Here is a 15,257-nt window from a genome sequence, read left to right on the forward strand (position 1 = left end):
AGTGAGGAACGGTATCGGACTCTATACGAAAACAATCCCTTAATGTGTTTTACCACCGACGCAGAAGGAACGGTCCTTTATGTCAATCAGTTAGGAGCAGAACAACTAGGCTACACTGCCGAGCAGTTATCGGGGAAATCGGTGTTTAATGTCTTCTACGAAGATGACAAAAAAACAGTGTCAGAGCAGTTGTCTATGTGTTTACAAGATCCCACGCATGTTGCTCGTTGGGAACTTCGTAAGGTTCATAAGGATGGGAGAATTTTATGGGTGAGAGAATCTGCTCGAGTCATACACGACATTGACGGCAGTAAAGCTATTCTCATTGCTTGCGAAGATATCACTGAGCGCAAAAGAGCCGAGCAAGCGCTTCAAAAAGCTCTCTCCGAAATAAGCCAATTGAAAGACCAACTGCAGGCGGAGAACATATACCTTAAGGAGGAAATTAAGTCGGAACAAGACCACGGGGAAATTGTTGGCAATAGCAAGGCAATCAAGGCTGTTCTGCATCGGGCGGAGAAGGTAGCAAAAACTGATTCTACTATTCTCATTACCGGTGAGACGGGAACAGGAAAGGAATTGTTGGCTCGTTTAATTCATAATTTAAGTCGCCGAAATAACAAAACATTGGTGAAGGTCAATTGCGCAGCTATTCCATCAGCCCTGATTGAGAGTGAATTGTTCGGACGGGAAAAGGGTGCATACACCGGGGCCTTGACTAAACAGATCGGCCGCTTTGAATTGGCAAACGGTTCTACGATCTTTCTCGACGAAATCGGCGAGTTATCTATGGAGCTACAGGCAAAGCTACTCAAAGTCCTTCAGGATGGGGAATTCGAGCGATTGGGAAGTCCAAAAACTATAAATGTTGATGTTCGGGTGGTTGCCGCCACCAATAAAGACCTTGCTAAAGCCGTAAGCGAAGGTAGATTCCGTGAGGACCTATATTACCGATTAAACGTATTTCCCATTCATGTCCCGCCTTTGAGGGAGAGGATGAATGATATTCCGAATCTTGTGTGGAAGTTTGTTAAGGAGTTTTCAGACAAAATGGGCAAAAGAATCGAGACCATTCCAAAGAAAACTATGGATGCTCTGTTGAGTTATTACTGGCCGGGTAACGTCAGAGAATTGAAGAATGTAATCGAGAGGGCGATGATATTAGCACAGGATAATATGCTTCGGGTCGAATTACCCAAGACAGAAACTTTGAAAAACATCAAAACCATGACCATGCAAGAAAGCGAGAAAACGCATATACTTCAAGTTCTTCAGATGACCGGGTGGAGGATTAGGGGGAAGAGCGGTGCGGCCGAGGTTTTAGGGCTCAAACCCTCTACTCTGGAATCAAAAATGTCCAAGCTCGGCATCGTGAGAAACAAGTAAAAACCCGATATTTCGTGCCTTCCCCGAAATATAGGGGCTAATTAATAACTTTATCAATCCAAATTCAACCATCTTTAAGTTTAAAGTCCTTTGTTTTCAGGGAATTAGGTACTTTTATACTTTCCCTTAATTCTCGGTATAAATCTTGCCGACCTAGAAACATTGAAATGGTAGTGGTTACATCCAAGATGAAAACGACTTTAGAAAAAAGAGAGGAATTTCTGGAAGCATTGTGCGGAATGTTGGAGCCGATGAGACTGGAGCCCGGGTGCAGGTGTTTCATCTTATGCCATGATTACGAGGATGAAAGCATTTGTATCCTGGTTGAGGAGTGGGAGGCGAAAGAAGATTTTGATAGACATCTCCGAGGTAACGATTATAGAAAGTTACTCGTGCTTATGGATCTCTTAAGCGAGCCGCCTGAGATTAAAATCAACATTGTCTCTCGAAGTGCGGGGATGGAATATTTGGAAGAGGTTCTTGGAATGAATCGCTAGGACCAATTTTAGGAAATTTTAGCCGTCAATCAATAAATCAGAAGGAGGTAGTGTTATGAAAGGATACAAAGTTCTCCAAATTTCTTGTTTAGTTCTTGTTTTGCTTTTGAGCCTGGGGTCCAAAGCTTTTTCGGAAGAGACCATTCAGCAGGCAGTCGAAAGAGAGATGCCTTTACTTAGAGGGGACATGTGGATAAAAATGGACCCGGATTCCAAGGTTGCTTTCATCTGGGGTGCTGGCCACGTAGTAACAATCGAAGAAGTAATCATGCAAAAATACCCGGAACTGAAAAGGGATAGTTTTGTGATGAAGGTGGTCGAGGCATCAACAAACAGCCCGATGAAGATGAATGATATCGTGACAGTGGTTGATACCTATTACCAGGCGAATCCGGACAAGCTCGATACCCCGGTAATGAGAGTCATCTGGGATGCCGTGATCAAGCCGAATATAAAAACCGGCATAGCGGGGAAACCGATTAATTGAATGTTAGAGGGCGAGCTGAAGGGAATACTAAAGTTTTCCCCTCCCTTGATGGGAGGGGATAAAGGGGAGGGCGAATATGTCGGCATTATGACCCCCCATCCCTTCGGCTTCGCTCAGGGCGGGCCTAACCTTCCCCCACAAGTGGGGAAGGAAAGAAATGCTGTAGAAAACTACAAAAATTATCAACTTAAGGCAAGGAGGTCAATTATGAAAAAAATTCCATACATTGCAGTTTTGCTTCTCGTTGTTTTTTCACTTGCTGGGTGTGCGGGCATGAGTGAAACACAGCAGCGTACGTTGAGCGGAGGAGTAATAGGAGCCGGTGCAGGCGCCGGCATTGCGGCAATAGCCGGCGGGAATGCCTGGGTGGGAGCAGCAGTAGGAGGTGCTGGCGGAGCACTGACCGGTTACATCATCGGCGAGAGCCATAAATAATGAGGTTGATAGTTGGTTTCACATTATGACACATCCCAATGTCCGGAGTGAGCCAGAATATGAGCACCTAGCTCATCTCTCCATACCTCGCTCATTCCGGGCATTTCTACAATGAGGAGGAAATTCGATTATGCTTCTGATCAATCGGTATTACAGGCTCCATGGTTAAGAGTGGAGACGCCGACAAAAACAGCCTGTTCCTCACGCTTGGAATATCAATTGGCATCTGATTATTTCTGAGTGAATTTCTTAATCTAAAAAACAATTTCAAAGGGAGGAAAAGATTATGAATAAATATGTTGTCGAGTTCATCGGGACATTATTTCTGGTACTTACAATCGGCTTTACCGTAATTGAGCCGGGGCCGGTGCAATGGCGCCTTTGGTTATAGGCTCAGCCTTGATGGTAATGATCTTTGCAGGCGGCCATATTTCGGGTGCGCATTATAACCCGGCGGTGACACTGGCTGTCTGGATGGGGGGAAGATGTGCCTCGAGCGACGTGCCCGGCTATATGATAGCCCAGGTTGTCGGGGCAGTCATAGCCGCTATCATTGTGCTCTTAGTAAAAGGTAATCCCGAAGTCCAACCTATGACGCTCAATGTTCTACCCGCTCTAATAGTGGAATTCCTGTTTGCCTTCGCATTATGTTATGTAGTGCTCAACGTGAGGCTACGTCGAAGAATACTAGAGGGAATTCATTCTACGGATTGGCAATCGGATTCACGGTGCTGGTGGGTGCTTATTCGGTGGGAGCCGTTTCCGGCGGAGCATTCAACCCGGCAGTGGCAGTCGGAATAACGGTGATGGGGCTCTCCAGTGTTGCTAACATATGGATTTTTCTGGTGGCTAATTTCATTGGAGGCGCCGTAGCCGCGCTCGTTTTTAATTCATTAAATCCGGATGATAAGTAGCATTTCGATTAGCTATACCAACTCCATTTATAAATAGCGCGTAAAATCCGGATTAGAATCGTTAGGGGTGAGCCCTGCACTCGCCCAATAGTAATGGGCAACCGAAAGAGTTGCCTCTGCTTAATGAAGAAATTAATGAAAATATATAAATTGAGTAGTGCTTTCTTGCGGGCATCATTTTCTCTCATTGGTGTAGCGAAAGGGTCTGCTAGGCAATTGTAGGGAACGCATACCTGTACTGAGCAGAGTCGAAGTATATGCGTTCCGTATAAAAAACAGCCACCAGCAAGCATGCCCGAATCATGTCGAAAGGCCTGGACAGACCACTTGAATGCCTCTCAAAACACTTGCAATTCAGGAGGTCGCATGAAAGGTTCAATTGATTTCTTGAAAACCACGATTATCGGCGGCTTGCTCTTTCTTGTTCCGGCAGTGCTCATGGCTCTTTTAGTTAAAAATGCAATCGAACTCGCCGGAAAAATACTTATGCCGATTGTAAAGCTTCTTCCCGCAGAAAACATCGCCGGAGCAGCGGTCGAACACCTGCTTGCGGTTGTGTTGATTTCATTGGTCTGCTTTCTCGCTGGATTGGCTGCCCGGACCAGTCCTGGTGCAAAGCTGAACGCCTGGCTGGAACAGGCGATCTTGAGAAAGGTACCGGGATTTGGCTTGGTGAAGAGGGTGACCAAAGAAATGGCTAACATCGAGACTCAATCCGACTTCTCTGTGGCGTTGGCGTGGATCGAGGATGCATGGGTGCTTTCTTTCATAGTCGAGAAGCTGGACAACGGTCTTCTTGCAGTGTTTGTGCCCAGTGTTCCGACACCCGCGGCCGGTTCCATTTACTATCTCACTGAAGATCGGGTCAAACGCTTGGACGTGTCAGTAGCTTCGGCTATACAGTGCATCATGCGACTGGGTGTGGGCTCTAATGAATTGCTTAAGGGTTCTTCGAATCTTGGAGTAGCAAGTGAAGAACACCGTCCTCATCAGTGACGACTTAAGATTCAGATGAACAACAAGCATCATGTGCATCAAATCGCGGCTCGAGCAATAAATAAAATGGGAAAAGAAACAAAATAGTAGGTGTAACATGACTTCAAAGAGAAATTTCTCTTTTCCTGTATTTGGAGTCCTGCTAATCGGACTCATTTTTTCCTCACCGGCGTGTTCTCAGGATAGGACGAACGGTGAAAAAATAGAGGAGGAACAGGCTAAAACAGAGAATCTTCAGCCGGAGCAGGGCATGGTCGTTGCCCAAAAAGAGGATACGCCAGCAAAGAGTACTACTAGCAAGCCCAACATCCTAATCATTTGGGGAGACGACATCGGTTGGTTTAACCCTAGCGCCTATAACCGGGGCATCATGGGCTATAAGACCCCTAATATAGATCGCCTTGCGAAAGAGGGCGCAATGTTCACCGATTGGTATGGCCAGCAAAGCTGCACCGCAGGCCGCGCCGCTTTTATCACCGGCCAGACGGCGGCACTACGCCATTCCGAGGGGAGAAAAACACCAATTGGGAAGGTGGCTATAGAGTCCCGTGTATCATCAAATGGCCGGGAGTAATCGAGCCGGGCACTATTTATAACGACGTGTTTGCTCACGAGGACATGCTGCCTACGTTGCTAGCCGCCGCCGGCGAGCCAAACATAAAGGAAAAGCTTCTCAAAGGAAATTCTATCAGTGGTAAAACCTATAAGGTTCACCTTGACGGCTATAATCTCCTGCCCTATTTCAAGGGCGAGGCCAAGGAAGCACCACGAAAAGAGTTCCTCTACTGGACCGATGACGGCGACCTTCCGGGGCTGCGTTTCAACCAGTGGAAGATAGTGTTCCTGGAGCAGCGGGCGCACAGCTTCGACCTGTGGCAGGAGCCATTCGTACCACTGCGGGCGCCGAAGCTCTTCACCTTGCGCGGTGACCCGTTCGAGCGCGCAGAGCATGAAGCCATTGATTACGAGCGCTGGCGTATTGACCGCTTATTTTTGTTGGTGCCGGCCCAGGCCTATGTAGCGCAGTGGCTTCAGAGCTTCAAGGAATTCCCACCGCGTCAGAAACCGGCCAGCTTCAGTATCGACCAGGTGATGCAAAAGCTGCAGGAGGGTAGCACAAGTAGCAACTGAAAATCAAAGTAAAATTGTAACGGCAAAGGGCTGTCTTCATGCGAAAGGCCAGAGGCAGCCTGGCTAGTAATATGGAATAAATCAAGAAAGGAGCTATCATGAACAAAAAACTTTGCTGGCCATTGCGGTGGGCACATGACAACTATTCGACATCACTCCCCAATAGAGTATTCTTACAATAAGAAAGTAAGAAAGTAGGAGAATTCTATGACTAAGACGAAAAAGAATCAAATGGGTCATCGCGTTAAGCTGCTGGTGCGACTTGGCCCTAAACATCAAGTTACCATTCCAAAAAGCATTGTTGAGACTCTGCACTTAAGAATTGGTGATATGTTTGAGCCACAGGTGCAAAACGGAAAAGTTGTCCTTATTCCGAAACAACTTGTTGATAAGAAGCTAGTGTCTTCAAGAACTAGCAGACAAAGGAGACGTGCAAGGGAACGTAGTCAGGTTGACGAATGGGAAGACTGGAGGCATTTGGCATTGAATGCGTTGGAAAGGGCATATAGCGATGATGAGCCAGAATATACATCAGACTTGATAAAAGAACCGAACCCAGAATATGAAGGAAGGTAGTGTTGTTCTCACGGCTGCAAGCAGATGGTAATATCAAAAAAAGACCAGCGGTTGTTTTACGAGAGATGCCTCGATTCCGTGATTTTTTAGTTTGCGGTATAAGTACTCAACTCCATCAACAAGTCAAAGGATTTGATGAAATTATCTCTCGTGCTGATGCTGACTTTTCTACAAGTGGCTTATTGTCAGATTCGTTGATACGGCTGGGTTTTTTGTCTGTGATTCCACTTAAGGATATTGAAGGAGCAATCGGTACAATTTCGCCGAAGCGTCATAAACGTTTATTGAAAAGCCTATGTGACTATTTGATTGGAAAAAGAGTAAGTGGTAGAAAATAAGGGTTGGCTATAAGAGAAGGGGTTAAATCCCAAACAATGGTTCCGGAATGTAGAGAGGATTATTTGTAGAGATGCAAAATGTTGCGTCTCTAAGTTATGAATGTTTTCCCCTTCGGTTAAACCGTGGGGTATAAGTCATGATTCTGTTTGTCATCCCCGAAATCTTTAATCGGGGATCCATTCTTGAGACGCATTGCAATGCGTCTCTACATTATTTAGTTGATTCCTATCCCTCGCATTCGTGAGGACAAGCTTAATCGGGTATCCATTTTTTATGGATTCCCGCTTCCGCGGGAATGACAATTTTTACACGACTCCGCGTATAGAACTCATATTACTCAGTTAGGTGTTTAAGCAGTAAATCAACCCAGGGGACTTCGCTGTAGAATATGATAAGCACGTAGAGGACGACGTAAGCGATGCGGGTCTTCCATTTATCCGGATCGCTCTGAGCAACCCCCATGGCAATGAGCAGCCATCCGAAACCCTGCACGGTGGCAACGGCGTATGTAGTAACACAAAAGATTATAAGTAATACATCACGGAGCTTGGATATCCCGCGTCCCAAGGGCCAGAGAAAAGCCAGAGCCACCAGGAACTCTACAACTAATGCCGAATAGGTAAGGACATTCGCTGTCAGAACAAAGCGCTCAGGTTGGTGGGGAATCTCTTGAGATTTCGGAACCTGGCCATCCACATGCTGTGAGATAAAATATCTCAACTCATCTATTTGCTCCGGGGTTAAAGCGCCTGTCAGTTGTGTGAAGCTCTCGAACCGATGGTCGGTGAGCATGGTGATTTTAAAGAAGCGCCCGTCGAGATAATCTGGAGAGAGAACAAGCTTCCATAAGATAGCGAATGTGAAAGCGAGTCCGATGAGAATGCGACCGTTAAATTTTAAGCAAACCTCTTTGTTTTCTGAAATGAGCGATAGTGAAATTGCCAAACACCAGTAGCAGAGAAGGTATGCATGGTTGTCTGACAGAGGCCAGTCGAGAATCACTTTTAGACTGGTGAAGAAGGTAAGCGCAAACCAGATAGCCGGGTTCCTTACCTGGTTGGGCAACAGAAATGCTATGAACGCCAGGGTTAGCACAAACGGACGGGTTTCCCAGTAACCTATCGGGCGTAGAAGGAGGTCGAGGAGAGTGAGCCTGAGTGCAAGTTCGAATCCATTTAGCTCAAAATAATTTTTTAATTTCTCATTGATAGACATTTAACGGTGCTATCCCAATTCTATCAATTAATAGTGCATTCAAAAAGGATTTGTCATTGCGGGCGATATGGTTCCCTAATCACCCTCCCTCTCGATTGCTGCCTCAGATCCCAGCGAAGCAATTCATTTAGATTCCTCACGTTCGTTCGGAATGACAACCGTGTGGGATTACTTCGTCGTGGAGTTTATACTGAGCCTAGCGAATGTGCTCCTCGCAATGACAGCTCTAGTTATGCACAGTAAACCAATCGAAGTGGTATTATATACTTTTGAACTGCGTACAGCTCTTCTCATAAATCATACATTCGAACTCTCTGAGCCCAGGTCCCCCGGTTAAACCGGGGAAAAGGGCGAACTCACTTCGCCTCCGCTCCAGGGTGAAGGGGTTTATAGGCCAAGATTCGAAGCATCTGGTGCCTTAAATGCACTGAGAGATTCATAGCACAATCAAAAAAAGAACATCAATTAAACATAACTCCATAATTTAAATATCTTTGAGGCTCTTAAACTTAACGTCTATGTGTCTATATAAAATGCTGGAAGGTTCAAGCGTGTTGTTATCGAAGTCAGTAGCCCAAATCTGAATTTCAATTGCTTCGAGAGGACCCTCATCCGGAGTCGGGAGATCGGCAAGCTCAAAAGCGAGTTTTTTAAGATTGGATTCGGAAGGAAATGTCAGCACCTTTCGTTCCAATTCCGCCAAGTAGGAAGGAATTTCTAATTCTCGACGAATTCCCGGTCGGATGGCGTAGGCGTGTATATGGCGGGTTCCACGCGAATCAGTCGAGGAGAACATCCCGAATCCCCCGCCACACCAGGGGCTCAGGCTGGAGGTTTTGGCGAGCCGAATCTGGTTAAGGGCAATGATGATTAGGAGAAAGATAGGAAGATAGCAGAGAAATTTTTGTAGATAGAAAGATACAACGTGATGAAACTCGGTTTTTTTCACTAGTGCTTATTTTACTCTCTCTAAGATAGAAGAAAAAGTCAACCTTTTCCAAACTAGTATAATTGGTCGTATCTGTCATGCTGAGGCCTTCAATACTTCAGGGCAAACTCCGCGAAACACCTTAGATTTTAGTGTATTGAAAGGGATTCTTCAGTCGCTTTTGCTCCTTCAGAATGACAACAGTGGAGTGTTTATCAAACCGCCCCTGGTTTAATACCCAGGCGGGGGATTCACGTTTACGTAAACCACGGTTCCATTCTGATAACCTCTATTGTACCAATACCCGCCGCAACTGTAATAGGTTACTCCATCTACGTAAACCGATGACATGGCACAGGAAAGTGAGTTGATGGCATTCACCGTAAGAGCCGTCCCTACTGTTATGGCAGTAGCAGCACCAACAAACTCCCACGCATCGCCGCCTTCCCATTCTCCTCCGTGCCATTCCCCACCGTGCCACTCCCCCCATTCATCACCGTAGTCCTTGGCGAACTCCTGGCGGTCTTCTTGCCTTCCCTTTCCATACTCTTGCCAATCCTCACGGTTCTTGTCCTTCCATTCCTGCCGACTCTTTTGGATATCTTCAGCGCTTTTCCTGCGTTCGGACTGAAGGTCTTTCGCTGCGGTCTGGCGTGAACTCTGGCGGTCGCTTATTTTAGTCTGTCCTTTGGACTTTATATCGGAACGGGATGCTGTTGTTTTTCTGGATGAGCTATAGTTCCCCAACGATCCGCTCTTTGCCGGGCTCCTCTTGGAATAGCTCCTACTGCTGCTGGTTCTGCTGTATGAGGATTTACTGCCCAACGAACCGCTTCTTGCCGGGCTGCTACGGGAAAAACTTTTACTACCACCACCCCTGCTAAAACCTCCGCCACCCCTGCCTCCTCCACCGCGTCCTCCACCACCACGTCTTGCCTCTATATCAGCAGCTAGGAAAACGACAACCAGGAAAATAATAAGCCATGATATTCTTTTCATCCACAAACTTTTCATCGTTTCTTCCCTCCGTATTTGTGAATTTTATTCTGAGGCGCTGGCCTGCTTCTTCGGTGGAACAAAAGGAATCTTCTCCATTCCCTTGGGCGGGGTGAAGGCAAATAAAGAATCGGATACACTTGGAGAAAGGTTCCAGTTTGAGAACTGGGCTCTAAACTGAGGCTCTCCTTCCCATTCCTTGTAGGTGATTATATATCGTTGAGCAAGCGGTTTATCTCCTTTGGCAATCCATATCTGGAAGTCCACATTTTCCGTTGTTCCGGCCAAATGGTCACAGGGGACACCGGCTACGGTTTGTCCGTCCACGTATCTTAAAGATGTTATCAATTCGTCCAGCTCGGTAGGAAGGTTATTGTGGAACAATTGAGATGGAGGGAGCGTCATGTCCAACTGCTCGGTGAAGTAATCGAAGGCCTCGTCTATTGTGCCAGTCTTTTGAGCGGTTGCATAAACGTTTGAGCCGCCGCTGAAAGCGAAGATTTGATTACCGTCGAATATAAACCCGTTCTTGTCTCCGTCCCTCTCGGTGATGTCGAATCTGGCTTTGTTGGGGCGAACTATGGTTATGTTTCGCACCGAGCCGTACTCAATCTTTTGGCCATCTTCCTGAACCGCATCATATCCGATATCTACCGTAACACTAAAGCGTGGGGTCTTAGACAGAGAGTCAGCCATTTTCTTGTTAATCTCCATGGCCTTTGGGTCTATATCCGGGTCTTGCCCTGCTGTTTGGGCTCGCACCGGGATCGCCATCAAGGTTAAAGCCAAGATTAGAAAGGACAAAGATTTTACAACTATTTTTCTGTTCATTTTGGTACCTCCTTTTATATGGACTACAATATAATTTGCCGAGCCACAGTCTCACACACTAGGAGCTGTTAATTCCGAAGATGTGTCCGTTCTCTCTAGCTCTTTATGAATTTTTAAGCGCAATATATATGCCAATGCTGTATTAAGATGGGGATATTTCTAACCAGTAAGAATGATTAGGATTTATATGAATAAGATGAAATTTCGATAGGAACTAACGGTAACTGCACCCGATATTTCGTGCATTCTCCGAAATATCAGAGTTTGTTACTAGACAATGCTTGCTCCATAGCTACCCGATAGTGAATATTCAGGTTTTCTTCTTAATAACTCTAATCAAGTACTTCCGGCATTCCTCGGCGAGAAATATTAGCGGTGTAAAGGTAAAAAGAAAGGCCCAGTCTGAAAGTCCTAGCGAAGAGGTATTAAATATTTTTTGAAGAGGAGGGAAATAGACGATTGTGCTGATCAAGGCGATTTCGACACAAATTCCAAAAAGAATTAGTTTGTTGCTCAGAAAACCTATTTTAAATACCGACTCATTTTCAGTACGGCAGGCAAATACGTTTCCTATCTGAGTCATTACGATAGCTGCAAGACACATGGTAGTAGCTTTGAGGTAGATGGTTCCGGATGGGGCTAATTCCATTTCTGGCCGCCAGCCGGATGAATAATACACAAAGAAATAGCCGGACATACAGGCCACAGCCTCGATTATTCCCAAAAAACCATAAGCACGAAGGAGTAGAGGCAGGTCTAGGAGTCTCTTGTTTAAGGACCTTGGGGGTTGCTTCATGATTCCCGGTTCTGCACGCTCGGCTCCGAGTCCTAATGCCGGGATTAAATCGGTTCCCAGGTCAACGGCCAGTATCTGCATTATGGTGAGGGGCAGTGGGATTTTGAATATGACGAAAAGGATGAAAGGAACTATCTCCGGGATATTCGAAGCAAAGATATAAGTCACAAATTTCTTTATGTTAGAGTATATAGCCCTACCTTCCTCGATACCGGATACGATGCTGGCAAAATTGTCATCCGTAAGGATCATCGTCGCCGCCTCTTTGGCTACATCCGTCCCGCGAAGACCCATGGCAATTCCTACGTGGGCTTTTTTAAGTGCGGGGGCATCGTTAACACCGTCCCCGGTGACGGCGACTACTTCGCCCATGCTTTTGAGAGTCTCTACTATTCTCATCTTGTGTTCGGGTGAGACCCGTGCAAATATAACCTCCTTTGCCCGCAGGGCTTTCTTCAGTTCCTCATCGGTGATTTCCATAACCTCAGCGCCGGTAATGACTCGTGCATCTTCGCCTGTTACCAGCCCGATCTTTCTGGCAATTGATAGAGCGGTAAGACCATAATCACCGGTTATCATCACCACTTTTATTCCGGCGCTGTGGCATAGGTTTATCGCCTCCGGAACTTCGGGACGTGGCGGGTCCATCATTCCGGTAAGCGCGACGAAGGTAAGCTCGTTTTCGACTTCACTAACTGAGTAGGCATCCTTTTTCTCTATTTCTTTATAAGCCAATCCTAAAACCCTCAGGCCTTCCCGAGCAAAGTCATCGAGATGAGTCAAGATGGTATTCCTGACTTCATTTGTGAGTGGCTTGGTTTTACCATCCAGATAAACTGAATTACAAAGCGAGAGGATTTCACGCGGCGCTCCTTTTACATTAGCCACGATTCTCTCTTCCTCGTTCATACGGTTTATCGTGGACATACGCTTTCTCACCGAATCGAAAGTAAGCTGGAAAATTCTCGGATTTTTATTTCTTATTTCTCTGTAGTCAAAGCCGGCTTTTTGGGCGAGTACAAGAAGAGCTGCCTCCGTTGGGTCACCGGATATGGTCCAGAAAGGTTTTTCATCTGAGGGACCAACCAGCTCCGCGTTATTACAGAGGCAACCTATATCAAATAACAATTTCATATCGGAATCTTTTATAGCCTGATGGGACACAGGATTATCATCATGAAGTATTTGGCCATCCGGGTCATAGCCTGATCCGGTAATTTCAAAGAGCTTATCGTTAAACCACAGTTTTACCACGCTTACCTGATTGGTGGTGAGGGTACCGGTCTTATCTGTGCAAATTACGGTTGTACATCCAAGTGTTTCTACTGATGAAAGACGCTTTATTATCACATGCCTTTTCGCCATTCTTTGGACGGCCATGGCCAGGGCTAAACTGACTGTGGGAAGAAGTCCTTCCGGAACATTTGCTACAATAATCCCAATCGCGAATATGAAACTCTGGAAGGTTGTAAGGTGAGCAACGTAATTACCGAGAAAGAAGAATAGTACTCCCATGCTGACCGCCAGTATACTGACGACCTTTGTAACCTTAACCATCTCCTTCTGGAGCGGGCTTAAATCCTCCTTGATGACTTGAGTAAGCCTGGCGATTTTACCGATTTCGGTGTGCATGCCCGTGGCGATTACAATGGCTTTTCCGCTGCCGGAGAGGATGCTGGTCCCGCCAAAAACTAAGTTGGGCATTTCGGTCCAGAGGAAGTTCTTTCCGTCTAAAACAGGCTCGGAGATTTTGTATATCGGCCTTGATTCCCCGGTTAAAGCGGAGTTGTCGACGCGCATATCAAACGCCTGAAACAATCTTCCGTCGGCTGGTACCTTGTCTCCTTCTTCGAGCAGGATGATATCCCCTGGGACTATGTCCGCGGTCAAAATCCTTTTCTCTCGATTATCCCTTAGAACTCGACTGTAAGATGGGATGAGTACTCTTAGCGCCTCTACCGCCTTTTCTGCCTTGTATTCTTGCCAGAAGGAGAATACGGCATTAATGAAGATGACGGCAAGTATGGCCCAGCCGAGCTGCGGCATGCCGGCGACAAAAGCCAGAATTCCGGCCACCCAGAGCAGTATGGCAAAAAGGTTGGTCAGATTAGCGGCAAAGCGAAGATAGAGGGGTGTTGTTCGAATTTTTTCTAGGATGTTAGGTCCGAATTCTTCGAGTCTTCTTCTCGCTTCCTGTTCAGACAATCCACCCTTTTTAGTCTCTAGCTCTGACCAGACCTCCTCTTCAGGAAGGTTTATATAGGCATCCCAACCCATTCTTTCTGCATTCCTAATTTCTTCTATTAACTCTTTCTTGCTGTTTGTAGCGAGAAGTGCATTAAAGAGTATTCTGTTACGGAATAATCCCTCCGCTTTAGACAGTATCTGAAGATGAGTTTCGGTTTCTTCGGCTGGTGATAAGAAAAGAAAAATTAGATTGGCCGGTTTTCCGTCCGTAGATCCGAAATCTATTCCGTCCCTGCTGATAGCCAGACAAGCAACCGGTTCGGAGATCCCTTGAATTGTGCTGTGGGGTATTGCTAATCTGTCCGCAAAAGCCGTGGACAAGGCTTTTTCTCTCTCCGCTATTGAGATGAAGATGTCTTCAGGGTTTCTAATTTTTTGAGCTTTATGGAGAATGTTCAATAATTCTCGTATCGCCTCGTCTTTCTTCGTTGCCTTGAGGTCGAGCTGAATCGTATTTTCGTTTATGAGGTCGGATATCTTCATGTTTGAGTCTGGGCAAGATTATGAATCATAATATTTAAAGCCGGGTAGTTTTTCAGTGAGCTTTATGACCCTGAACAAACTTAGGCAAGAAGGAGACCAGGTAGACTCTTATCATGTGGGTGATATTCATAAAATGAGCGTGTACGTGGTGATCCTATTGATAGAAGTTGAGCCAATGCTTGACCGGAGACGTTGATTTCTTCAAACTCGTCTTGCAGATGGTCGCTGCACAGAAGGCGAACGATATTATTCAGGGTATCTATGTAAGATTTTCTGACACTTGACACCTTTTAATATCCGATTTTTGGGTGAATACGAGAAAATCATGGTGGCATCTTTCTTGCTCAGTCATCATGAAGCAACTTGATATGGATGTGGAAGAACGAGAGGATTACAAATGTTCGTAAAGAAATATATGACTCCTAATCCCCTAACGGTAAGACAAGAGGAAGATGTCAAAGAAGTGTTCCAATTGCTGGTAGAACGTGGAATTCGCCAGGCCCCCGTTCTTGAGGATGGAAAGCTTGTAGGCATAATTACGGATAGAGACCTACGCATGGCTGTGGTGCAATCCTCAAAAGAGTCGAATCTGGTGGTAGGGGATATTATGACGCCCAATCCTATCACCGTAACCGAATATACAAAGGTGGAAGAAGCCGCTCGGTTGATATGCCGGAACAAGTTTAACGCACTTCCGGTCGTTTCCGATAAAGGCGAAATAGTGGGAATTATAACAACCACCGATATTCTGGAGGGCATGCTCGAAGTTCTTGCTTCGGCTGGTTGAAAATAAGCCATAAACTAAATCTTCACAATGGTTAAACATCTACCAATACTTTTCAAAGGGAGCTTAGAACTAAGTGAAAGAAGGAGAGGATAGGGCACGCCAGTCTATATCAGGTACATCTGAGAATCTACCCTTGAAACAAACCCACTGCCTCCACTGCGGAAACGAGCTTGGCGCCACGGGTGTAGTGGAATCAGGAGGCAAGGCGTTCTG

13 protein-coding genes and 2 pseudogenes are annotated in these 15,257 nt (G+C 46.0%); 10 read left to right on the forward strand and 5 right to left on the reverse strand.

Annotated elements, in window-relative coordinates; all coding sequences use genetic code 11:
• The 9 genes and pseudogenes from VNN20_16065 to VNN20_16105 all read left to right on the forward strand — a co-directional run.
• Positions 1-1,386 (forward strand): sigma 54-interacting transcriptional regulator (locus tag VNN20_16065; GenBank protein ID HWP93706.1); only part of this gene is annotated, 1,386 nt, incomplete at its 5' end.
• 167 nt (positions 1,387-1,553) lie between these two features.
• Entirely contained in the window at positions 1,554-1,883 is a 330-nt protein-coding gene (locus VNN20_16070; protein HWP93707.1) for an antibiotic biosynthesis monooxygenase, read from the forward strand.
• 55 nt (positions 1,884-1,938) lie between these two features.
• Positions 1,939-2,370, forward strand: coding sequence for a hypothetical protein (locus VNN20_16075; protein ID HWP93708.1), 432 nt, complete (start codon positions 1,939-1,941; stop codon positions 2,368-2,370).
• Positions 2,371-2,805 (forward strand): hypothetical protein, encoded by a 435-nt coding sequence (locus VNN20_16080; protein HWP93709.1) that lies wholly within the window; start codon positions 2,371-2,373, stop codon positions 2,803-2,805.
• Positions 2,806-3,213: 408 nt separating this feature from the next.
• Positions 3,214-3,719: pseudogene (locus VNN20_16085) on the forward strand (aquaporin).
• Positions 3,720-4,085: 366 nt separating this feature from the next.
• A complete protein-coding gene (locus VNN20_16090; GenBank protein HWP93710.1) occupies positions 4,086-4,715 on the forward strand; it encodes a DUF502 domain-containing protein in 630 nt (209 codons plus the stop codon).
• 250 nt (positions 4,716-4,965) lie between these two features.
• Positions 4,966-5,846 (forward strand): annotated as a pseudogene (locus VNN20_16095) (sulfatase-like hydrolase/transferase).
• Positions 5,847-6,053: 207 nt separating this feature from the next.
• Positions 6,054-6,422 carry an AbrB/MazE/SpoVT family DNA-binding domain-containing protein gene (locus VNN20_16100; protein HWP93711.1) on the forward strand — a complete coding sequence of 123 codons (369 nt, stop codon included), beginning with the start codon at positions 6,054-6,056 and terminating at the stop codon, positions 6,420-6,422.
• Positions 6,422-6,760, forward strand: a complete 339-nt coding sequence (locus VNN20_16105) for a transcriptional regulator (GenBank protein ID HWP93712.1) — start codon at positions 6,422-6,424, stop codon at positions 6,758-6,760. Before VNN20_16100 ends, VNN20_16105 begins: the two co-directional genes overlap by 1 nt.
• 334 nt (positions 6,761-7,094) lie before the next feature.
• Here the strand turns inward: VNN20_16105 and VNN20_16110 are convergent, their stop codons facing one another.
• The 5 genes from VNN20_16110 to VNN20_16130 all read right to left on the reverse strand — a co-directional run bounded on the left by VNN20_16110 (position 7,095) and on the right by VNN20_16130 (position 14,257).
• Positions 7,095-7,976, reverse strand: a complete 882-nt coding sequence (locus VNN20_16110) for a hypothetical protein (protein ID HWP93713.1) — start codon at positions 7,974-7,976, stop codon at positions 7,095-7,097.
• 484 nt (positions 7,977-8,460) lie between these two features.
• Positions 8,461-8,925 (reverse strand): hypothetical protein, encoded by a 465-nt coding sequence (locus VNN20_16115; GenBank protein ID HWP93714.1) that lies wholly within the window; start codon positions 8,923-8,925, stop codon positions 8,461-8,463.
• 210 nt (positions 8,926-9,135) lie between these two features.
• Positions 9,136-9,918, reverse strand: coding sequence for a hypothetical protein (locus VNN20_16120; GenBank protein HWP93715.1), 783 nt, complete (start codon positions 9,916-9,918; stop codon positions 9,136-9,138).
• A gap of 27 nt (positions 9,919-9,945) precedes the next feature.
• Positions 9,946-10,731: a DUF2092 domain-containing protein gene (locus VNN20_16125; GenBank protein ID HWP93716.1), complete on the reverse strand. Its 786-nt coding sequence runs from the start codon at positions 10,729-10,731 to the stop codon at positions 9,946-9,948.
• Positions 10,732-11,041: 310 nt separating this feature from the next.
• Positions 11,042-14,257 carry an HAD-IC family P-type ATPase gene (locus tag VNN20_16130; protein HWP93717.1) on the reverse strand — a complete coding sequence of 1,072 codons (3,216 nt, stop codon included), beginning with the start codon at positions 14,255-14,257 and terminating at the stop codon, positions 11,042-11,044.
• 397 nt (positions 14,258-14,654) lie between these two features.
• On the opposite strand from VNN20_16130, the gene VNN20_16135 reads away from it, so the two are divergent.
• A complete protein-coding gene (locus VNN20_16135; GenBank protein ID HWP93718.1) occupies positions 14,655-15,044 on the forward strand; it encodes a CBS domain-containing protein in 390 nt (129 codons plus the stop codon).
• Positions 15,045-15,257 lie beyond the last annotated feature (213 nt).

Source organism: Thermodesulfobacteriota bacterium (genome assembly GCA_035559815.1).
Classification (GTDB): Bacteria; Desulfobacterota_D; UBA1144; order Nemesobacterales; family CSP1-2; genus DATMAT01.

Coding starts and splice junctions, on each gene's coding strand:
- VNN20_16075 (HWP93708.1), top strand. CDS start 1,939: ATGAAAGGATACAAAGTTCTCCAAATTTCTTGTTTAGTTCTTGTTTTG.
- VNN20_16120 (HWP93715.1), bottom strand. CDS start 9,918: ATGAAAAGTTTGTGGATGAAAAGAATATCATGGCTTATTATTTTCCTG.
- VNN20_16135 (HWP93718.1), top strand. CDS start 14,655: ATGTTCGTAAAGAAATATATGACTCCTAATCCCCTAACGGTAAGACAA.
- VNN20_16070 (HWP93707.1), top strand. CDS start 1,554: ATGGTAGTGGTTACATCCAAGATGAAAACGACTTTAGAAAAAAGAGAG.
- VNN20_16125 (HWP93716.1), bottom strand. CDS start 10,731: ATGAACAGAAAAATAGTTGTAAAATCTTTGTCCTTTCTAATCTTGGCT.
- VNN20_16090 (HWP93710.1), top strand. CDS start 4,086: ATGAAAGGTTCAATTGATTTCTTGAAAACCACGATTATCGGCGGCTTG.
- VNN20_16110 (HWP93713.1), bottom strand. CDS start 7,976: ATGTCTATCAATGAGAAATTAAAAAATTATTTTGAGCTAAATGGATTC.
- VNN20_16130 (HWP93717.1), bottom strand. CDS start 14,257: ATGAAGATATCCGACCTCATAAACGAAAATACGATTCAGCTCGACCTC.
- VNN20_16080 (HWP93709.1), top strand. CDS start 2,371: ATGTTAGAGGGCGAGCTGAAGGGAATACTAAAGTTTTCCCCTCCCTTG.
- VNN20_16100 (HWP93711.1), top strand. CDS start 6,054: ATGACTAAGACGAAAAAGAATCAAATGGGTCATCGCGTTAAGCTGCTG.